Genomic DNA, 20278 nt, shown 5'->3' on the forward strand with positions numbered 1-20278 from the left:
GGTGGCGCGCGCCGACCGGGCCGCTCGGGCCCCAGCCGACGGACCGACGGGCCCGCTGGGCGGGGCACGGCACGCGGGGCTGTGGCTCACCGGCCGGATCGCACGGCTGCTGCTGCGGTTCTGCGGTCCGCACAGCGCGGAGATGGAGCGCGGCGTCGCCGCCGCGGCGGCGGACCGGGCGAAGGACCTCGACCGGGAGCTGCGTACGACGGCTCAGGAGCAGGTCGGGCTGGGATACGCGGGATGGGACCGGCTGCTCACCCGGGTCGCGTTGCCGGCGTGGCGGGCCGGACGCTGGCCGTGTCGGCTGCATGCCGGCATGGTCTCCGCGCTCACCGAGTTGTCCCAGCGGGACCGTATGGCGGACGGGCTGGCCGTACGCCTGGGCGAGCGGCCGGCGTGTGAGCTGCTGATGGACCCTGGAACGATGGACGGCTCGCTCTCCCTGCTGGCCGCCCGGCTCTTCCACGGCGAGCCGCGCGGCCCGGAGGCCGCCGCCGACTGGGGGCCGGTGGACTGGGTGGCGTATCCGGAGCAGGTGGTGGATCGGGGTTGGCGCACGGACGCCTCGCGGCTGTTCGAGGCGCTGGACGCCACGGAGAGACCGGGCGGCCGGCCCCGGACGGAGCGGGACGCCGGGGCTGGCTCGGACGGTGCGGCTGGCGCGGGCGGCCCGGACGGTTCGGGCGGTACGGACGAGGGGCACCCAGGTGCCACGGCACCCGACCGGTCGGGCACGGCGGGCCGTTCGGCTCCCGCCGCGTCCTCTAGGGCGTCCGGGGCGGCGGGGGCCGGCACGACGTCCCGGGCCACTGGTACCGCCGGCGCTGGTGGTGCTGGTGTCCGGTGCGCGACTCCGACGGTCGAGGACGCGTCCCCCGTAGCCGAGTCCCGGGCGGCGGAGCCTGGGCCGGGCGGACCCGGCCCGGACGGCCGGGGGCCGGCGGCAGCGGAGCCGGACCCGCCGTATCCGGAGCAGCGACACTCGGATCACCGGCATCCGAACCAACAGCACCCGGGCCAGCGGCACTTGGACCTACCCGAGGGTGCCCGTGCCGCCCGCGCCAGCCCGCCGTACGCCGCCACGCTGTTGCGGATCCTCGAGCGGCTGACGCACGGCGAGGGGGACAACGACCTGCTCGCGGCCCGGATCAGCGCCGCCGTGACCCGTGAGGACCTCGCCAGGGAGGCCGCGGCCGCCGCGCCGCCCCCATCCGCCGTGCCGGTGGACGGGGTGCCGGCTCCGCTGGGCCCGCCCGTGCGGCCCCGGAGTGACGGCCGTGAGCTGTTGGCCGAGCACGTCGCCGCGGCGGTGTGCTGCGCCGCCGCGGACGACTCCGCTGCCGTGGCGCCCGGCCTTGACTGGCTGGACGGTCCGGTGCTGTTGGTCGAGGGAGTGCGCGCGGCCGATCTGAGCGCCCCCGCGCTGGCGTTGGCGGAGGAGGGGGACCCGGGCCCGTTGCGGGACTGGTTGAGTGAGCGTGGGGTGCCGCTCGAGAAGCCGCTGGCCCTGCGGTAACCGGCCCTGGTCCGCCCTGGTCCCGGGCTCTGCCCGCATTCCACAGTTGCCCGCCCCGTCCGGCCCGCCCGTCCCGATCTTCGGTCCGCCTCGTGCGCGTCCGGCGTACACGCTTGCCGCAGGCAACGACTTGGCCACGGTCGCGACGAACGGTGACGGTGCGCGTGCGTAATGTGATGGTGTGGGGCGGTCAACACGGGGGACGCCTGGGAGGGGAGCAGACGTGGACACCGAGCGGACGGGACGCTGGGAATCCGGTGCGCTGGCGCACGCGGTCACCGACCCGTTCGGCCAGGGCCCGTTGCCCTGGCTGCGCGGCAGCGAACTCTACTTCGAGAACGGCCGGATGATCCCCTGGTACGCCGACCCGAGCCCCGACCGTACCGGCAGCGGCCTGCGTACCGCCGACGACGTCGACCGCCAGATCAAGGGCTTCGCCGGGAGCGAGGGCGGTGTATATCCCGGAGGCTCGATCGACTTCCGCGTCACCGTCAATCCGCCCCAGTCGTTCAGCGTCGACGTGTACCGGATCGGCCACTACGGCGGCGAGGGCGCCACGAAGATCAGCACCAGCCCCCGGCTCTCCGGGATCGTGCAGCCCGAGCCGCTCGCCGCCGGACGTACCGTCTCGTGCCACCACTGGTGGCTGTCCTGGCGCCTACAGATCCCGGACTACTGGTCGACGGGCGCCCATGTCGCAGTGCTCACCACGGCGGACGGCCATCGCTCGCACGTGCCGTTCACCGTGCGGGACCGGGACCCCGCCGACTTCCTGCTGTTGCTGCCGGACATCACCTGGCAGGCGTACAACCTCTTCCCGGAGGACGGACGCACCGGCGCCAGCCTCTATCACGCCTGGGACGAGTCGGGCCGGTTGCTGGGCGAGGAGGAGGCCGCCGTCACGGTGTCCTTCGACCGTCCGTACGCCGGCGCCGGACTGCCGCTGCACGTCGGCCATGCCTACGACTTCATCCGCTGGGCCGAGCGGCACGGCTACGACCTCGCCTACGCCGAGGCCCGGGACCTGCACGCCGGCCGGGTCGACCCGACCCGGTACCGCGCGCTGATCTTCCCCGGCCACGACGAGTACTGGTCCAGCGCGATGCGCCGCGGCGCGGAGCGGGCTCGGCAGGCCGGCACCTCCCTGGTGTTCCTCTCCGCCAACACGATGTACTGGCAGGTGGAGCTGCACGACATGCCGCCCGGTGCCCCCGACCGGCTGGTCAGTTGCCGGAAGCGGCAGGGCGGCGGCCGAGCCGCGCTGTGGCGCGAGCAGGGGGAGCCGGAGCAGCAACTGCTGGGCCTGCAGTACGCCGGCCAGGTCCCTGAGCCCCGCCCGCTGGTCGTACGCAACGCGGGGCACTGGCTCTGGGAGTCGACCGGTGCCGTCGAGGGTGACGAACTGCCGGGTCTGGTGGCCGGGGAGGCCGACCGGTACTTCCCCCGCACCCCGCTGCCGGAGCACGTGAACCGCATCCTGCTGGCCCACTCGCCGTACGAGGCACTCGACGGCGCCCGGCGGCATCAGGAGACCTCGCTCTACGAGGCGCCGAGCGGCGCGCTCGTGTTCGCGTCCGGGACCTTCGCCTGGTCGCCGGCGCTGGACCGGCCCGGGCACGCCGATCCACGGGTGCAGCGGGCCATGGCGAACCTGCTGGACCGGATCTGCGCACGGGAGGGAAACCTGTCCTGAGCTCGCGGGTACGGCGCGGGCGGGCCCACGCGCGCGGCTCGTCCCGGGGCGGATCGGCGGACCCTGGGCGAGCCGTGGCGCGCGTCGTACAGGACAATGCGAGGGTCCACGTCGTGCCGATGGGAGGCAGTCCGTGTCCGGATTCGTCGAGAAGCCCGCCCCCGTGCAGGTGCCCGGGCTGGTGCATCTGCACACAGGCAAAGTGCGTGACCTGTACCAGAACGACGCCGGTGAACTGATCATGGTCGCCAGTGACCGGGTGTCCGCGTACGACTGGGTGCTGCCGACGCAGATCCCGGACAAGGGGCGGGTGTTGACCCAGCTCTCCCTGTGGTGGTTCGAGCAGCTCGTGGACCTGGTGCCGAACCACGTGCTGTCCACCGAGGTGCCGGCGGGCGCGCCGGCGGACTGGGCGGGGCGGACGCTCGTGTGCCGCTCCCTGCGGATGATCCCGGTGGAGTGCGTCGCGCGCGGCTTCCTGACCGGCTCCGGACTGAGCGAGTACGAGCAGAGCCGCACGGTCTGCGGGCTCGTACTGCCGGAGGGGCTGCGGGACGGTTCCGAGCTGCCCGCGCCGATCTTCACCCCGGCCACCAAGGCGGAGGTGGGCGAGCACGACGAGAACGTCGCCTACGAGGAGGTCGCCCGGCGGGTCGGCGCCGAGACCGCCGCGCAACTGCGGCAGACCACCCTGGCCGTCTACCACCGGGCACGGGACATCGCCCGGGACCGCGGCATCATCCTGGCGGACAGCAAGTTCGAGTTCGGCCTCGAGGAGCACGCCGGCACGGACCGGCTGGTGCTGGCGGACGAGGTGCTCACCCCGGACTCGTCCCGGTTCTGGCCCGCCGCCCGATGGCAGCCGGGGCGGGCGCAGCCGTCCTTCGACAAGCAGTACGTCCGCGACTGGCTGGCCGGGCCGGAGTCCGGCTGGGACCGGCAGGGCGATCAGCCGCCGCCGCGACTGCCGGAGGAGGTCGTGGAGCGGACCCGGGAGAAGTACCTCGAGGCGTACCGGCTTTTGACCGGTTACTCGTTCGAGTGAGAGGCCGGTGTGTCGACGGGTGACAGGGTCCCCGTCCGGGCGGAATCCGCCGCGAGGTACCGTCGACTCCCCCTTTCGGCGGTAGAAAGGTCCGGGCGGCGTGTGGCCCGTGGCGCGCGCGTACGTGGGCGTCCGGGGTGTTGAGCCCGTACGGGCACTGCGCGCCCCGGCGGATGCCTCGACGGTGGCGGGTCGGTGACGAGGACCGGCGGCGTGGGGTCCGCGGCGCGGGACCAGCCGTACCACGCTGACGGGCGGCTCTCCGATCGGTCGTGGTGGCGGCCCCGGTCGGGTCGCTCCGGTTGGCCGTGGGTGGGGGCAAGGAGGGGACAAGTCGGCCGCCGTGTGGCGGCCTGTCGTAGGGAGTTGACGGGTGAGTCAACCGGAGAAGGAGCCGGAGAACTCCGGAACCACCGCACGGAAGACCCCACCACCGAGTGGGCGGCGCGGTGACCTGCTGGGGCGGGCGTTTCCGCTCGGGGACTGGGAGGAACCAGCCGCGCGGCTGGACGAGTTGTACCAGTGGGTCGAGCAGGGCGCATTGCGCCAGGTGGACTGGTATCTCGCCGACCGCCGGTGGAAGCGCCGGATCGCCCGGAGCCTCCGGGCCGGCGCGGCGGTCGGGGTGGCCGTGGGGGCGGCCCTGCCGCTGCTGGAGCTCACCGAGGCGTTCGAGGTGACACTCGCGCCCTGGGGCTTCGTGTCCCTGCTCGGTGCGGCGGTGTGTGTGGGCTGTGACCGCTGGTTCGGCCTGACCTCGGGCTGGATGCGGGATGTGACGACCGCTCAGGCGGTCCAGCGGCGGCTGGAGGCGCTGCAGTACGACTGGGCGGCGGAAAGCGTACGCGAGATCCTCGGCCCCACCGAGGGCACCGCGAGCGAGGCGGCGGAGCGCTGCCTCGGCGTGCTGCGTCGCTTCACCGAGGACGTCACCGAGCTGGTGCGTGCCGAAACCGCCGACTGGATCGTGGAGTTCCGCACCTCCACCGCGCCGTTGCGCGCCCAGTCCGGCAGCGTCCGTGGCGGGCGTACGGAGAACCAGCAGCTGTCCCGGTTCCCCGCGCAGCCGAACCCCCGTCCGAACATGCCACGGCAGCGGCCGCCGGACGGGTCCCGCTGACGGCGGCGTGCGGCGTACGCACCTGAGGCGTACGCACTCAGCTGAAGACGATCAGCGAGCCCTGCGCCAGGCTGCGGGTGGCCGCCACCTGCAGGCCCAGCCAGACGTGCCGCTCCTGGGCGAACGGAGCGCCGTCGTCCGCGACCGGTGCCGCCGGCTCCTCCAGCTCCGTGGGGTAGGCGGGAGGCTCGGGAGCGGGCGGCGGATCGTCCGGGTCGATGGCCAAGGACGGCGCGACGGCGCGGAGTTCCCGCAGCAGCGCGTGGCTGGAGCCCAGCGGGCCGCCGCCGGCCAACAGTTCGTCATTGGTCAGCGGGGCGGCGAAGTCGAGCGGTACGTACGCGCCCGCGTGGTCGTAGTGCCAGACCAGGGCGGACCGCTGCGCGCTCTGCTCGAACATCTCCAGCAGCTGCTCGTAGTCCCCGCCGAGTCCGTCCGCCGGTGTGACCTCCAGCCCGGCGAGCTGCAGGAGATAGGCGCGGCGCAGCAGGTGCAGCGCCGTGTAGTCGAACCCGGCGACCGGGGCCACGTCCCCGGCCAGCCCGGCGACGTAGCCGTGCACGGGCACCGGCGGCAGATCGGCCTCCGCCAGCGCTCTGTCGTACGTCTGGATCTCCTCGGCGAACGGATTGTCGGGGCTGTGGCACAGCACGTCGACCAGCGGGACCAGCCAGAGGTCACAGGCCAAGGGTGCGCTCCCATGCACGACGACGATCGGGTCGGAACAGGGTAGTCCCGTATGTCCGGGGCGCGTCGAGGGCGCGTCGACGGAACCTGAGCGTGCGGGTGCGTGATGGGCGGAGACGCCCGACGGGCGGGGCGCCCGGTGGGTGGAACGCCAGACGGACGCGGCGGCCCGCCGTGGCGGCTCAGTCCGCGGCGCTCGCGCCCGGCCCCAGCCCCGGGTTCGCTTCCTCCCGGTCCCTGCTGCGGCCCTCGTTTCCGGTCCCGCTCTCGGCCTGGTGCTCGACCGAGGGCTCGCCCCGGGCCCTCAGCCCGTGTACCAACTCCAGCGCGTGCGCGTCATACGCTTTGATCAGCCGCTCGGCCGTCGCCGCGTCCGCGCGTTCGACGGCGGCCAGCAACTCCTGGTGCCCGGCCCACAGTCGTCCGCGCAGGTCGCGCTCGCGCCGCAGGCGGGACACCGCGAAGGCCCAGCACTGGACGCGTAGCCGGTCCAGGAACTCGGCGGCGTACGGATTGCCGACCATGTTCCCCAGCTCTCGCCAGTACCGCAGGTCATAGCCGATCAGCACGTCCAGGTCACCGGCCAGCGCCGCCCGTTCGGCCGCCTGGGCACGGCGGCGTACGGACGCCAGCGTGGCGGGGTCCGCCAACTGACGGGCCGCCGCCGCGCAGCTCGCCCGGCCCGTACGCGGACCGGGCACGCCGGCGCCGTCGTGCGGGTCGTGCCCGCCCCCGGCCCGGGCGAGGGCCCGCCGGAAGACCCCGTCGAAGACCAGCGAGCGCGCGTCCACCATGGCCCGGAAGTCCGCCAGCGTGAACTCGTGCACCCGGAACCCCCGGTGCTGACGTACTTCCAGCAGCCCCTGCGCGGCCAGGTCGACCAACGCCTCGCGTACGGGCGTCGCGGAGACGCCGTACTGCTCGGCTATCTCCTTGACCGTGAACTCCCGCCCGGTCGGCAGCCGGCCCGCCATGATCTCGTCCCGCAGCGCCGAGGCGATCTGCGCCCGCAGCGTGCTGCGCCGGATCACCGCGCGCGCCCCGCCGTGGTGTGCGCGTCGGCGGCGGCCAGCGCCTCGTCGAGCGCCGCCAGGCCCTCCTTGGCCTCGGCCTCGGTGATGGTGCAGGGCGGCACGACGTGGGTGCGGTTCATGTTGACGAACGGCCACAGCCCGCGGGTCTTGCAGGCCGCCGCGAAGTCCGCCATCGGCTGGTTGTCCGGCCCGCTGGGCTGGTACGGCACCAGGGGCTCGCGGGTGTCCCGGTCGCGTACGAGGTCCAGAGCCCAGAACACGCCCGTGCCGCGCACCTCGCCCACCGAGGGGTGCCGCTCGGCGAGTTCGCGCAGCCCGGGACCGAGGACCCGCTCGCCGATCCGGGCGGCGTTCCCGACGATGTCCTCCTGCGCCATGACGTTCAGCGTGGCGACGGCCGAGGCGCAGGCCAGCGGGTGCCCGGAGTAGGTGAGGCCGCCTGGGTACGGTCGCTGCTCGAAGGTCTCGGCGATCGCGTCGGAGATCGCGACCCCACCGAGCGGCACGTAGCCCGAGTTGACGCCCTTGGCGAAGGTCATCAGGTCCGGCGTGACCTGGAATAGGTCGGCGGCGAACCACGTGCCCGTACGCCCGAAACCGGCCATCACCTCGTCCAGGATGAAGACGATGCCGTGCCGGTCGCACAGTTCCCGGACGCCCGCGAGGTAGCCGGGCGGCGGCACGAGCACCCCGGCGGTGCCCGGGACGGTCTCCAGGATGATGGCGGCGATGGTGTTCGGACCTTCGAAGGCGAGGGTCTCCTCCAGGTGCGCCAACGCGCGTTCGCACTCCTGCGCCTCGGTCTCCGCGTGGAAGTGCGAGCGGTACAGGTGCGGCCCCCAGAACCGTACGACGCCGGCTGAGCCGGTGTCCGAGGCCCAACGGCGCGGGTCTCCGGTGAGGTTGATCGCGGCGGCGGTGGCGCCGTGGTACGAGCGGTAGGTGGACATCACCTTCGGCCGTCCGGTGTGCACCCGGGCCATCCGTACGGCGTGCTCGACGGCCTCGGCGCCGGCGTTGGTGAAGAAGACCCGGTCGAGGTCGCCGGGTGTGCGCTCGGCGACGAGCCGGGCCGCCTCGGCGCGTACGTCCACGGCGAAGCCCGGCGCGAGCGTGCACACGCGGCCCGCCTGCTCCTGGATCGCGGCGACGACCTTGGGGTGTTGGTGGCCGATGTTCGTGTTGACCAGCTGGGACGAGAAGTCCAGATAACGGTTGTCGTCGTAGTCCCAGAAGTACGAGCCCTCGGCGCCGGCCACCGGCAGTGGCTCGATCTGGCCCTGGGCCGACCAGGAGTGGAAGACGTGCGCGCGGTCGGCGTCCCGTACCGCGGCCTTGGTCGCGGGCCGCGTGAGGATGTCGTTTCCGGTGTCGTTGCTGGTCATGCCTGCCTCACTCCTTGTCCGTGCCGGGCGTCCCCGCCTGCCGGGTGGGCGCCGGGCAGCGTGCCCAGCTTACTTAGGGCGTCCGGCGGTAGGGGAGCGGCGTCGGTCGCCGATGCCCGGCGCCCGACCGCGTTGTCGTCCCGGAGCGCGGGCGTGCGCGTGCCGGCGAACAGGCCGGGAAGCGGGGGGCGTTCCCTGTCCGGGTGCCGTTATTCTGTCGCCGTGGGCGTGCTCGGGTCACGGATCAGCGACTGTCCGTCCCCTGTCGCAGCGAGCGCGTACCCTCCGATCCGGGGGAAGGGGCAGTGCAACCATGGAGCAACTCGAGCCGTGGGACCCGCGGGTCATCGGCGGGTATCGGCTGATCGGCAGGCTTGGCGAGGGCGGCATGGGCCGGGTGTACCTCGCGCGCAGCGACCGGGGCCGTACGGTCGCGGTGAAGCTGGTGCGCGAGGAGCTGACCGAACAGGACGAGTTCCGCGCCCGGTTCCGCCAGGAGGTACGCGCCGCGCGGCGGGTCGGCGGCCGGTGGACGGCCGCGGTGCTGGACGACGACACGGAGGCCACGCAGCCGTGGGTGGCCACCGGATACATAGCCGGTCCCTCTTTGCAGCGGGTCGTCGCGGACAGCGGGCGTCCGCTGCCGGCCCGTTCCGTACGGCTGCTGGCGGCCGGTCTTGCGCACGCGCTGCGGGACGTGCACGACGCGGGGATCGTGCACCGGGACCTGAAGCCGTCGAACGTGCTGATCACGATCGACGGGCCGCGGGTCATCGACTTCGGGATCGCCCGTGCGTTGGACACCACCGCTTCCAAGGACGGTCTGACCCGCACCGGCGCGATCGTCGGCACACCCGGTTTCCTGTCGCCGGAGCAGGTGCGGGGCGACAGCCCGACTCCGGCGAGCGACGTGTTCTGCCTCGGCTCGGTGCTGGCGTACGCCGCGACCGGCGAGCCGCCCTTCGGTGGTGCGGACAGCGGGGTGCACGCCGTGCTGTACCGGATCGCGCAGGAGGAGGCGGAGCTGTCCGGGCTGCCGGAGGAGCTGCGCGAGCTGGTGACCGGGTGCCTGGCCAAGAACCCGGACGAACGGCCCACGCTGGACGAGGTGCTGGCGGCCACCGACGAGCCGGAAAGCGCCGACGAGCCCTGGCTGCCGGGCGGGCTGGTCGCTCAACTCGGAAGACACGCGACCGAGTTGCTGGAGGCGGAGAACCCGAGCGGGGACACCGGCGGGCAGGGCGAGCGGCTGTCACCGCAGACTGGTGCCGCCGGTGCCGCTGATGCTGCCGGGGCTGGTGACGAGGCCGGTGTCGATGCTGGCGCGGGTGCCGGTGCCGGTGCCGGTGCGGACGCCGCGGATGACGTGCCCGCGCACGACCCTCCGCCGGGCGACGCGCCCGCCGTACGCTGGACTCCCACCACCGCCGACGCCGGGGCCGCTGGGGTCGCTGGGCCGCCACCGCCGACCGATCCTCCGATGGTGCACGGCATGCGGACGTCCGCCGGTAACCTGCCCAGGCCCGAGCCGCCACAGCCCGAGCCGCCACAGCCCGAGCCGTCCCGAACGCCCGGCCCGGAGCTGCCCGGCCAGCATCACCACCAAGCGCACGTCCTGGGCCCGCCGTCCGCCCAGCAGGAACACCGCACCCCGGTGCACCAGTACCCCGCGTTGGGCGAGCGACGACCGAGTGGCAGTGGCCCGGCGGTGGTGATCGCGGTCCTCATCACGCTGCTGGTGGTGGTCAGCGGGGTGGCGGCGTACCTGGTGTTGGGCGCGGGCTCGGAGGACGACACAGCGGACCCCGGCAGCTCCGCCTCGACCGGCCAGGACTCGCAGGAGAACGCCGACGGGGACGACCCGTCCGACCCGTCCGCGGATGACCCCTCCGATCCGAAGCCCTCCACGGACGGCGCTGGCGACGGCATCCCGAGTGACTTCCTGGGAAGTTGGGAGCGCTCGTCCGGGACCGGTGACGCGAACCGGTACCGCATCCACGTCCAGCAGGGTGAGCTCGGTGACACCGTCGTGTCCATCTCCGCCACCGGCCCGAACTTCGACTGCCGCTTCGAGGCTGACCTGCGCTCCGCCGGCCCGCCGGTGAAGCTCGGCCCGTCCCGGGTCACCTACCAGTCCTCCGAACAGGCGTGCGGCCCCGGCCCCGTGAGCCGCCTGGAGGTGTCCGGCGGCGAGCTGCGCCGCAGCTTCGCGGACGGTCGCCCCACGAAGGTGTTCTCCCGGGCGGGGTGAGCGGACGGGACGGCCGTACGCGCGCCCGGGGACACGGCCGTACGGCGGCGTGCGCCGGTCGGCGGGACCGCGGATCAGCGGAGCACTTCGGAGCACGGCACGGCACTGGACGGCACGGCATGGGGCGGGACTGGACAGGACAGCATCGGACACGCGGACCGCGGGCCACGGAACCGAGCGGTAGCAACGCCCGTCCTCCTGGGCGCGGGTGGTGACCTTTATCCTCGTGGTGGTCGACGAACGGGGGAGGGACGGGCACATTGGACCGGCTGGAGAGCAGTGATCCACGCTCGATCGGCGGGTATCGCCTGCTGGGCAGGCTGGGCGAGGGCGGTATGGGGCGGGTCTATCTGGCTCGTAGCGAGCGGGGCCGTACGGTCGCGGTGAAGTCCGTGAAGGGTGAGCTGGCGCAGCGACCGGAGTTCCGGCGTCGGTTCAGTCAGGAGATCACGGCGGCGCGGCGGGTGGGCGCGGAGTGGACGGCTCCGGTGTTGGACGCTGATCCGGAGGCGGCTGAGCCGTGGGTGGCCACGGGCTATATCGCGGGGCCCTCGTTGGCGGAGGTGGTGGACCGGGACTTCGGTCCGCTGCCGGAGAACTCGGTGCGGGCGCTGACGACGGGTCTGGTGCGGGCGCTTCAGGCGATTCACGGGGCGGGGTTGGTGCATCGGGATCTGAAGCCGTCGAACGTGTTGATCACGATCGACGGGCCGCGGGTGATCGACTTCGGGATCGCCCGTGCCCTGGACAGCGCCATGCAGTCCTCCGGCGGCATGACCCGCACGGGTTCGGTCATCGGTTCGCCCGGCTTCATGTCGCCGGAGCAGGTGCGCGGGAGCGTCGTGACCGCGGCCAGTGACGTGTTCTGCCTGGGCGCGGTGCTGGCGTACGCCGCCACCGGCCGCATGCCCTTCGGTACGGCGGACAGCGGCGCGCACGCGGTGATGTTCCGGATCGCCGAGGAGGACGCGGATCTTCGTGGCCTGTCCGGTCCGTTGTACGAGTTGATCGCGGCCTGTCTGGAGAAGGACCCGGAGCGCCGGCCGGACGTGGACACCCTCGTCGCGCGCACCGAGGGCGAGATCTCCGGGACCTGGCTGCCCGGCCAGGTGCTGGCGCAGTTGGGCCGGCACGCCGTACAACTCCTCGACAGCGAGGACCCGGAGGGCCAGACGGAGAGGCAGGATGCCGCCTCGGCGACCACTCAGCCGCCCTCCATGCCGTCCACGCCGCCCTCCGCCTACCACCCGGCGCTGGCTGGTGGGCCGAACGTCTCGCCGTACCAGGCGGGCCGCGGTCCGTACGGCTATCCGCAGCCGTGGATGGGCGGCGGCCAGCACACCACCTACGGGCCGGCGGGGCCGTACGGACACCCCGGTCGGACGCCCAGACCAGCCCGCCCGGTCCGTACGATCGGCACCCCGACCTGGGTGCTGATCCTGCTGACCCTGGTGTGGACCGTGGCGGCCCTCATCCACTCCATCTCGCTGGATGCCACGCTCTCCAGTCACCCGGAGAGCTGGCTGGTGACCGCGCACCCGGAATACACCGCGCTGAAGGAGCGCAGTCAGATCATCGATGTGTTCGGGGGGCTGGCCTTCCTGGTCACGATAATCCTGTGGCTGATGTGGTTCTGGCGGGTGCGGTTGAACGCGGAGGCGTTCGAGCCGGGGCGGGTGCGATACGACCCGGGGATGGCGCTGGGCGTCTGGTTCATCCCGTTCTGCAACTTCTTCATGCCCAAGCAGATCGCCAACGACGTGTGGAGCGTCAGCCGCGGTGACCCGCCGGAGTGGTACCAGGGCAGGCGGTATCCGCCCCGGCGCGGCCTGGTCTCCGGGTGGTGGACGATGTGGGTGATCTACTTCATCTGGTCCTTCTCGCAGTTCTTCTCCTGGTACGACGAGACCACCATCGATGAAGCCGAGGGGATCATCGCGCTGCAGATCTTCACCCACTTCTTCGCGATCCCGGCGTACATCCTGGCCGTCGTCTTCGTGTCCCGGCTCACCAACATGCAGGACGACCGGATCGCCGCTGGCGCGTGAGGAAGCCTGGTCGACGAACGGGGGAGGGACGGCGCATTGGACCGGCTGGAGAGCAGTGATCCACGCTCGATCGGCGGGTATCGCCTGCTGGGCAGGCTGGGCGAGGGCGGTATGGGGCGGGTCTATCTGGCGCGTAGCGAGCGGGGCCGTACGGTCGCGGTGAAATCGGTGAAGGGTGAGCTGGCGCAGCGACCGGAGTTCCGGCGCCGGTTCAGTCAGGAGATCGCGGCGGCGCGGCGGGTGGGCGCGGAGTGGACGGCTCCGGTGTTGGACGCTGATCCGGAGGCGGCTGAGCCGTGGGTGGCCACGGGCTATATCGCGGGGCCCTCGTTGATGGAGGTGGTGGACCGGGACTTCGGTCCGCTGCCGGAGAACTCGGTGCGGGCGCTGACGACGGGTCTGGTGCGGGCGCTTCAGGCGATTCACGGGGCGGGGTTGGTGCATCGGGATCTGAAGCCGTCGAACGTGTTGATCACGATCGACGGGCCGCGGGTGATCGACTTCGGGATCGCCCGTGCCCTGGACAGCGCCATGCAGTCCTCCGGCGGCATGACCCGCACGGGTTCGGTCATCGGTTCGCCCGGCTTCATGTCGCCGGAGCAGGTGCGCGGGAGCGTCGTGACCGCGGCCAGTGACGTNTGGTTTGACGCGTACGGGTGTGGTGGTCGGTTCGCCCGGCTTCATGTCGCCGGAGCAGGTGCGCGGTAGGGACGTGACGACGGCCAGTGACGTGTTCTGCCTGGGCGCGGTGCTGGCGTACGCCGCCACCGGCCGCATGCCCTTTGACACGCCCCTGGGCAACGCGCACGCGGTGATGTTCCGGATCGCCGAGGAGGACGCGGATCTCAGCGGCCTGTCCGGTCCGTTGTACGAGGTGATCGCGGCCTGTCTGGAAAAGGACCCGGAGCGCCGGCCGGACGTGGACACCCTCGTCGCGCGCACCGAGGGCGAGATCCCCGGGACCTGGCTGCCCGGCCAGGTGCTGGCGCAGCTGGGCCGGCAGGCCGTACAACTCCTCGACAGCGAGAGGCCGGAGAGCGGGACGGACGGTGCGCCTCTCGAAGGTCCCGGGGCCGTCCCCGGACCGCCGGACCACCCGCCGACCGTGAGTCCCACCGTGTCGCTGCGTCCGCCGGAACCCACCCCGAACCAGGTGCCCGCCCCGAACCTGGTGCCCACGGCCCGGCAGGGCGCTCCGTACGGTCACTCGGCGGTGTGGGGACAGGCTCCACCGAGTCCCTACCAACCGTTGCCGCCGTACCGGATGCCGGAGGCGCCCCCGCCCGAAGAGGCCCGCCCGATACGTCTGTTGGGCACGCTCACCTGGGTGATGCTGCTCGTGCTGCTCGCCTGGAGCGCGGTGAGCATCCTCTTCCGCTTCTTCCTGGACGGCGAACTCTCCCGCGAGCCCGATGACTGGCCCCTCGCCACGCACCCCGACTACGCCTCACTGAAGGACAGCAGCCAGTTGGTGGACGGGTTCGGAGGCGTCCTGTTCGTCTGTACGGTCGTCCTGTGGCTGTCCTGGTTCCGGCGGGCCAGGAGGAACGCGGCGGCGTTCGAGCCGGGGCGGGTGCGGTATTCCCCGGCAATGGCGTTGGCTGTCTGGTTCATCCCGATCTGCAACTTCTTCATGCCCAAGCAGATCGCCAACGACGTGTGGGCGGTCACCCGTGCCGAACCGCCGGAGTGGCTGCACGGGGTGCGCTATCCGCCCCGGCGCGGGCTGGTCAACGGATGGTGGAGCACGTGGTTGGTCGGCTTCTACTTCGGGCTGTTCCTCCTGCCCTCCTGGCACGGAGAGGCCACGATCGACCGCGCGGAGGGGCTGGTCTCCGTACAGATCATCAGCGGTTTCGTCACCCTCCCCGCGATCATCGTGGCGGCCGTCTTCGTGGCGCGGCTCACGACCCTGCAGGAGAAGCGCCTACGCGGCGGGAGTTGACCAGGCGCGTCCGGCATGTTCGCGGGAGAAATCCGGCGGCGCCGGTCAGCGCCACCGGTTAGGCTGTACGACATGTTCTTCCAGATCCAGCTGTACGGCTGACGGCCGCGCGGGCAATGCCCCGCGCCCCAGCACCCGCTCCGTCCCCGCACCCCGGCGCGCAGGTCCGTGCGGACCCGCGTGACCCGCGCCGTGCCAGCACGGTGCGGCGCCGACACGTGCGCGCGCCCGCGCGGCTGCGCGCCGTGCGCGGCTGCCGATCGACGCGGCGGGTGCCCGTCTCCGTACGTCCGAACCGGAATCGAGGAACACCCATGTCCGCACACCGTGCCTCCGCACGTCACCGCCCCGCCCACATCGCGATGGTCGGCATCCCCGCCGTCAGCCACGTGCTGCCCAGTCTGGAGATCATCCGGGAGCTGGTGGCCCGGGGCCACCGCGTGAGCTACGCCAACGACAAGGCCGTGGCGCACCTCATCGAGCCCACCGGCGCCACCCTCGTGCCGTACGAGTCCACGCTGCCCGTCGCCGACAACGACTGGCCGGACGACCCGATCGCCGCCATGAGCGTCTTCCTAGAGGACGCGATCCACATGCTGCCGCAGCTGCGCGCGGCCTTCGACGAGGACCCGGCCGAGCTGTACCTCTACGACATCGGTGGTTACGCCGCCCGTGCGCTCGCCGAACGGCAGGGCCGGCCGACGCTGCAGCTCTCCCCCGCCTACGTCCGCTGGGAGGGCGCCGACGCGGACGACGGCCCGGCGGCGCAGATCATGGCGCTGCCGGGCGCGGACGCGTACTACGAACGGTTCGCGGACTGGCTGGCCGAGTGCGGTGCCACCACCACCGAACCGGCCGCCTTCTCCGGCCAACCGGCGCGCGCGGTGGCGATGATTCCGCGCGCGATGCAGCCGTACGCGGACCGGGTGCCGGAGACGGTCACCTTCGTCGGACCGTGCTTCGGGGAGCGTGCCGAGCAGGGCATCTGGAACCGGCCGGCCGGGGCGGAGAAGGTGCTGCTGGTGTCGCTGGGTTCCGCGTACACCCGGCAGCCCGCCTTCTACCGGGAGTGTCTGGCGGCCTTCGGGGACCTGCCGGGTTGGCATGTCGTGCTGCAGATCGGGAAGTACACCGATCCCGCGGAGCTGGGCGAGATCCCGGCGAACGTCGAGGTCCGTTCCTGGGTGCCGCAGTTGGCGATCCTGGCGGAGGCCGACGCGTTCGTGACGCACGCCGGGATGGGCGGTTGTGCCGAGGGGCTGTACCACGGGGTGCCGATGATCGCGTTCCCGCAGGCGGCCGACCAGTTCGGGAACGCCGACCAGTTGGTCGCACTCGGGGTCGCCCAGCGGGTGGACGCCGAGGACGCCACCGCCCGGACGCTGCGTCGCTTGCTGCTGGAACTCACCACGGACGAGGCCGTGGCCAGCCGCAGCGCCCAGCTGCGTGCTGAGGCCCGAGCCGAGGGTGGTACGCGGAGCGCGGCCGACGAGGCGGAAGCGGCCCTGGGCACCGTCGGTACGCATGCCATCGGTGACCGGACGAGGGCGGACGCCGACGGAAACCCCTGACCGAATCAGCGCGGGAGCCCGCCGCGAGGACGTTGACCTCGCTCTCGTACTCGGGGCGGGCCTCGCGCTGCGCCGGGGCGCCGGCCGCTCGGCCCGCCCGGGTCGCCGGAGCCCCTGGCGGCGGTCACCCGCGACGGGTGGGGACCGGTGAGGAACGCGATGGACGCCAGGTGGCCGCACGCCCGTGTGTCGCGGTAGGGGGAAGGCAGCCGTGGGACAACGATGAGTTCGTCCCACCCGGACCGTCGGTACGGGTGTCGAAGACAGGGTGGACCACTGGGGGCAGATGATGGGTGCGACGTTCGTTCTGGTTCCCGGCGCGGGCGGTGCCGGCGCGGTGTACTGGCGCGAGGCCGTGGCCGAACTCGAGAAGCGTGGGCACACCGCGGTCCCGGTCGAGATCCAGGGTGACGATCCGGCCCTGGGGTTGCCCGAGTACGCGGCCCTGACGGACGAGGCGATCGGGGAGCACCGCGACGTCGTGCTCGTCGCGCACTCGTTGGGTGCCTTCACGGTTCCGATGATCGGCAAGCGCGCCGCCGTGTCCCGTGTCGTGCTGCTCAACGCGATGATCCCGGTCCCCGGTGAGACGCCCGGGGAGTGGTTCGCGGCCACCGGCGCGGACGAGGCGCGCCGGAAGGCCAACGAGGCTGCCGGGCGGTCGAACGAGTTCGACCCTGAACTGGTCTTCCTGCACGACCTCCCGGAGGGAGCGCGGGAGGAGATGGCCGAAGGCGATCGCGAACCCGCCGACACGCCTTTCGGACAGCCGTGCCTGTTCGAGGCGTGGCCCGACGTCCCGACCCATGTCCTGGTCGCCCGGGAGGACCGCCTGTTCCCGGCGGAGTTCCAGGCACGCGTCGCGCGTGACCGGCTCGGCGTGGCGGCCGAGATGCTGCCGGGCGGGCATATGGTGGCGAAGAGTCGTCCGGCCGAACTGGCCGTACGGCTGCTCCTGTTGCTGGGTGACAAGGCGTCCCCGGAGGCGCCCGGCCCGTCCGGGGTCGGTTTCGACCTCGTGGACGCCGCGGCCGAGATGCGGCGGATCGCGGCGGGCGTGCGCGACGACCAGTTGGACCTGTCGACGCCGTGTGCCGACTGGACCGTGCGTGATCTAGCCGCTCACGTGTGCGTGCTGACCACGGCTTTCATCCGTACCGCGCGTCACGCGCCTCCGGACGGTCAGGCTCCCGGCGGCGGGGCGAGGTTGTCACCCGACTGGCGCGAGCGACTCGGCCACGACCTCGACACACTCGTCGCGGCCTGGCGGGAACCCTCGGCGTGGCAGGGCGAGGCGGAGGCGGGCGGCGTCACGATGCCCTCGGCCGAACTCGCGACCGTCGTGCTCGACGAGCTCGTCCTGCACGGTTGGGACCTGGCGCGCGCCACCGGCCAACGCTTCACCGTGACCGATCATGACCTCGCGGTCTGCACCGGCTTCGCCGCCGCGATGTCCACGCCTGACATGCTGGACAGCCACCCGGGTCTGTACGGGCCGGTCGTCGACACCGGGACAGACCCGGCCTCACTGGACGTGCTGCTTGGCCTTGCCGGCCGCGATCCGGGCCGGTGGCCTTGAGCCACCTCGGTCACACGGTGGCGTAGCCCGAGCGTGGGCAGCAGGGCACTGACCGCTGATGGCGCAGGGCTGTCGGGCGGCGGCTGAACCCCGGCCGGTCGTGTCGATCCGGCGCGGCGGGTCCCGTGGCGGGCAGCGCGCCACGAGCCTCACGGTCTCGCAGCTGTCCATAAAGCGAGACGTGTGTAGTCATTATGTGGGACGCTGGCGTAGGTTCGGCACATGTCTGAACCATCGACCAGCGACAGTGCCGTCTACACGCACGGCCACCACGAGTCCGTGCTGCGCTCGCACCGTTGGCGGACCGCCGCCAACTCGGCGGCCCACCTGCTGCCCGAACTGCGCCCGGGTCAGCGCGTCCTGGACGTCGGCTGTGGGCCGGGCACGATCTCCGCCGACCTGGCCGCCGCCGTAGCCCCCGGAGCGCTGACCGGCGTGGACGCCTCGGACACGGTCCTCGAGCAGGCCACCGAGCTGGTCGTCGAACGCGGCTTGGACAACGCCCGGTTCCACACCGCCGACGTCCACGCCCTCGACTTCCCGGACGACAGCTTCGACGTGGTGCACGCGCACCAACTGCTGCAACACGTCGGCGATCCCGTCAGCGCGCTGCGCGAGATGCGGCGGGTGTGCCGGCCGGACGGGCTGGTGGCCGTCCGGGAGTCCGACTACGCCGGCATGGCCTGGTATCCACGGCTGCCCGCACTGGACGCCTGGCTGACGCTGTACGAGCGGGTCGCTCGGGGGAACGGCGGCGAACCGGACGCCGGCCGTCAACTGCACGTATGGGCACGCCAGGCGGGAGCGACGGACATCACGGTCACCTCCAGCACCTGGTGTTTCCACACCGAGCCGGAGCGTGCCTGGTGGAGCGGGCTGTGGGCGGACCGCACCCGGGACTCGGACTTCGCACGACGCGCGGTCGACGGCGGGTACGCCAGCACGGCCGAGCTGGAGGAGATCGCCGCTGGCTGGCGCGCGTGGGGAGCGGACCCGGACGGTTGGTTCTCGGTGCTGCACGGCGAGGTCATCTGCCGGGCGGCGTAGGCCGGTTCGTACGCTCGTCAGATGACCTCCCGGGCGCCCGTAACCCGCACGTCGCCGCCCGGGCACCCGCCCGGGGTCCGGTGCGGAACAGATGTCAGCGGGTCACTCCCGGCCCGCTGGCGACGGCCGTTCAGCTGTGGAGCGCGGGTCGGCGGTCCGCCGAGTCCGGCCGGTTCCCCAGGTCAGCCGTCCGCCCGGTTGCCGGCGCGTCCGGAACGGCGCCCGGCGGGCCCGCGCCCTCGGCGTCGGTGCGTCCGTCCGGGGCGAGTTGACACAGGAGGAAGGTCAGCAGCGCCGCTGTGCCGACCGCCATCGCCTCCAGGCGTCGGCTGTGCGTCGCGCGCCGCTCGTGGCGTGTGGTCACCGGTCCCTCACCTGCCTTGGGCCGTGTCGTTCGGATCTCTGCGGGCTCGTGGCCCCTGGCACGCACATCTGCCGCGTTGTCGTCTCAACACGCGGTGACGCCGCGCTCGTCTCCCTCGGCCTCCGGTCTGGGGAGGGCCCAACACCAGACCCCGCTCCCTGAGCCACGAAGATCCAAACGAGTCGGCCTCACCTGCCGCTTCGTGCCGCTCGGCGGTGTCCGTGCCGCTCCCGCGCCGGGCGGCCTGGCACCCGCACCGCCCCCTGCCCCGGCGCAGGGTGAGGAGATAGCCGGCGAGGCCGGCAGTGGCCAGGCCGCCGCCCATGGCCAGGGCGGCGTTGTCCACTTCGTCCTGCTGCCGCTGCCGGTGTGGTTTCGCGTCCCGGGTCGGGCCCGTGCGGTCGGTGCCGTCTCGGCGGGGTGCCCGGTCCGCGCTTCCGGGGGCGCGGCTGTCCCGCTCGGTGACATCGGGCCGCCGTGCCTCGTGGCGTCCGGGTCCCACGCCCGCCCGGGAACGGGCCTCCGGGGGCGCCTCCGCCGCGGGGGCGACAGCCGGGGAGGCGGCGGCTCGTACGGTGAAGGAACTCGTCAGGGACTCGCGGTCACCGCAGTTGGCGGTGAGGACGTACCGCTCGCCGGGCCGCGCCCCGGGCTTCACGGCCGCCTCGGCCGTCCAGGGCGCGGTGCGGTCCCCGAGGGTGCGGAGGCGTGCGGTGTCGGTGAACGCCGGGGAGTACACGGCGCCTTCGCCCGCGCCGCGCGCGCGGTCCGCACGAACCCGCACCCCGCCACCGGGGGCCGCCGGGGCGGGGGCGAGCGTGACACCGTCGCCCGGCCGCACCTCGCCGGGCGCCGCCGCCTGCCCGGCGGCGACCGGAGCGAGCAGCGACACCGCTCCGGTCACCACGCCGGCACAGAGGCCGACGCGGCGGCCGTGCGCACCCGTTGGCGAGGTCATGTCCTCATGGGAGCAGCGCCGTACGTCCTCCG

The 20278-nt window shown here is 72.9% G+C and carries 14 protein-coding genes and 2 pseudogenes; 11 read left to right on the plus strand and 5 right to left on the minus strand.

The window, feature by feature from the left end; translation table 11 throughout:
- From AN216_RS29790 to AN216_RS20750, 4 genes and pseudogenes are all read left to right on the plus strand, one after another.
- Positions 1-1519 (plus strand): annotated as a pseudogene (locus AN216_RS29790) (hypothetical protein); the annotation flags it as partial.
- Between the two features lie 223 nt (positions 1520-1742).
- Complete coding sequence (locus AN216_RS20740; protein WP_070198230.1) at positions 1743-3212, plus strand: N,N-dimethylformamidase beta subunit family domain-containing protein; 1470 nt, start codon at positions 1743-1745, stop codon at positions 3210-3212.
- A gap of 133 nt (positions 3213-3345) precedes the next feature.
- The gene (locus tag AN216_RS20745; protein ID WP_070198231.1) at positions 3346-4257 is read left to right on the plus strand and encodes a phosphoribosylaminoimidazolesuccinocarboxamide synthase; all 912 of its coding nucleotides are present in this window, start codon (positions 3346-3348) and stop codon (positions 4255-4257) included.
- A gap of 373 nt (positions 4258-4630) precedes the next feature.
- Complete coding sequence (locus AN216_RS20750) at positions 4631-5377, plus strand: SLATT domain-containing protein (RefSeq protein ID WP_139140969.1); 747 nt, start codon at positions 4631-4633, stop codon at positions 5375-5377.
- A gap of 37 nt (positions 5378-5414) precedes the next feature.
- Here AN216_RS20750 and AN216_RS20755 read toward each other — a convergent pair whose 3' ends face one another.
- The 3 genes from AN216_RS20755 to AN216_RS20765 form a co-directional block, all read right to left on the minus strand.
- Positions 5415-6065, minus strand: coding sequence for a hypothetical protein (locus AN216_RS20755; RefSeq protein WP_070198232.1), 651 nt, complete (start codon positions 6063-6065; stop codon positions 5415-5417).
- A gap of 181 nt (positions 6066-6246) precedes the next feature.
- A complete protein-coding gene (locus AN216_RS20760; RefSeq protein WP_070198233.1) occupies positions 6247-7095 on the minus strand; it encodes a GntR family transcriptional regulator in 849 nt (282 codons plus the stop codon).
- Entirely contained in the window at positions 7092-8483 is a 1392-nt protein-coding gene (locus AN216_RS20765; RefSeq protein ID WP_070198234.1) for an aspartate aminotransferase family protein, read from the minus strand. The genes AN216_RS20760 and AN216_RS20765 overlap by 4 nt, the downstream gene beginning before the upstream one ends.
- Positions 8484-8796: 313 nt before the next feature.
- Between AN216_RS20765 and AN216_RS20770 the strand changes: the two genes are divergently transcribed.
- The 7 genes and pseudogenes from AN216_RS20770 to AN216_RS20800 all read left to right on the plus strand — a co-directional run bounded on the left by AN216_RS20770 (position 8797) and on the right by AN216_RS20800 (position 18924).
- Positions 8797-10734: a serine/threonine-protein kinase gene (locus AN216_RS20770; protein ID WP_070198235.1), complete on the plus strand. Its 1938-nt coding sequence runs from the start codon at positions 8797-8799 to the stop codon at positions 10732-10734.
- A gap of 260 nt (positions 10735-10994) precedes the next feature.
- Positions 10995-12782 (plus strand): protein kinase domain-containing protein, encoded by a 1788-nt coding sequence (locus AN216_RS20775; protein WP_070198236.1) that lies wholly within the window; start codon positions 10995-10997, stop codon positions 12780-12782.
- Between the two features lie 36 nt (positions 12783-12818).
- A pseudogene (locus tag AN216_RS30345) lies at positions 12819-13878 on the plus strand (serine/threonine-protein kinase); the annotation flags it as partial.
- A 9-nt stretch (positions 13879-13887) separates the two neighbouring features.
- The gene (locus tag AN216_RS31120; protein ID WP_420855781.1) at positions 13888-14727 is read left to right on the plus strand and encodes a DUF4328 domain-containing protein; all 840 of its coding nucleotides are present in this window, start codon (positions 13888-13890) and stop codon (positions 14725-14727) included.
- Between the two features lie 314 nt (positions 14728-15041).
- Entirely contained in the window at positions 15042-16298 is a 1257-nt protein-coding gene (locus AN216_RS20790; protein ID WP_212732736.1) for a macrolide family glycosyltransferase, read from the plus strand.
- 286 nt (positions 16299-16584) lie between these two features.
- On the plus strand, positions 16585-17877 hold the full coding sequence (locus AN216_RS29795) for a TIGR03086 family metal-binding protein (RefSeq protein WP_212732737.1): 1293 nt from the start codon (positions 16585-16587) through the stop codon (positions 17875-17877).
- 222 nt (positions 17878-18099) lie between these two features.
- On the plus strand, positions 18100-18924 hold the full coding sequence (locus AN216_RS20800) for a methyltransferase domain-containing protein (protein WP_070198240.1): 825 nt from the start codon (positions 18100-18102) through the stop codon (positions 18922-18924).
- A gap of 130 nt (positions 18925-19054) precedes the next feature.
- Here the strand turns inward: AN216_RS20800 and AN216_RS20805 are convergent, their stop codons facing one another.
- Together AN216_RS20805 and AN216_RS29390 are read right to left on the minus strand one after the other, a co-directional pair.
- Positions 19055-19288, minus strand: a complete 234-nt coding sequence (locus tag AN216_RS20805) for a hypothetical protein (protein WP_070198241.1) — start codon at positions 19286-19288, stop codon at positions 19055-19057.
- A 7-nt stretch (positions 19289-19295) separates the two neighbouring features.
- Positions 19296-20246 (minus strand): hypothetical protein, encoded by a 951-nt coding sequence (locus AN216_RS29390; protein ID WP_070198242.1) that lies wholly within the window; start codon positions 20244-20246, stop codon positions 19296-19298.
- Between the last annotated feature and the right edge of the window lie 32 nt (positions 20247-20278).

It is taken from the genome of Streptomyces oceani (genome assembly GCF_001751245.1).
In the GTDB taxonomy this organism is placed as follows: Bacteria; Actinomycetota; Actinomycetes; order Streptomycetales; family Streptomycetaceae; genus Streptomyces; species Streptomyces oceani.

Excerpts from the sequence above, each read along its gene's own strand:
- AN216_RS20765 (WP_070198234.1), bottom strand. The coding sequence starts at position 8,483 with ATGACCAGCAACGACACCGGAAACGACATCCTCACGCGGCCCGCGACC.
- AN216_RS20770 (WP_070198235.1), top strand. The coding sequence starts at position 8,797 with ATGGAGCAACTCGAGCCGTGGGACCCGCGGGTCATCGGCGGGTATCGG.
- AN216_RS20790 (WP_212732736.1), top strand. The coding sequence starts at position 15,042 with ATGTCCGCACACCGTGCCTCCGCACGTCACCGCCCCGCCCACATCGCG.
- AN216_RS29795 (WP_212732737.1), top strand. The coding sequence starts at position 16,585 with ATGATGGGTGCGACGTTCGTTCTGGTTCCCGGCGCGGGCGGTGCCGGC.
- AN216_RS20800 (WP_070198240.1), top strand. The coding sequence starts at position 18,100 with ATGTCTGAACCATCGACCAGCGACAGTGCCGTCTACACGCACGGCCAC.
- AN216_RS29390 (WP_070198242.1), bottom strand. The coding sequence starts at position 20,246 with ATGACCTCGCCAACGGGTGCGCACGGCCGCCGCGTCGGCCTCTGTGCC.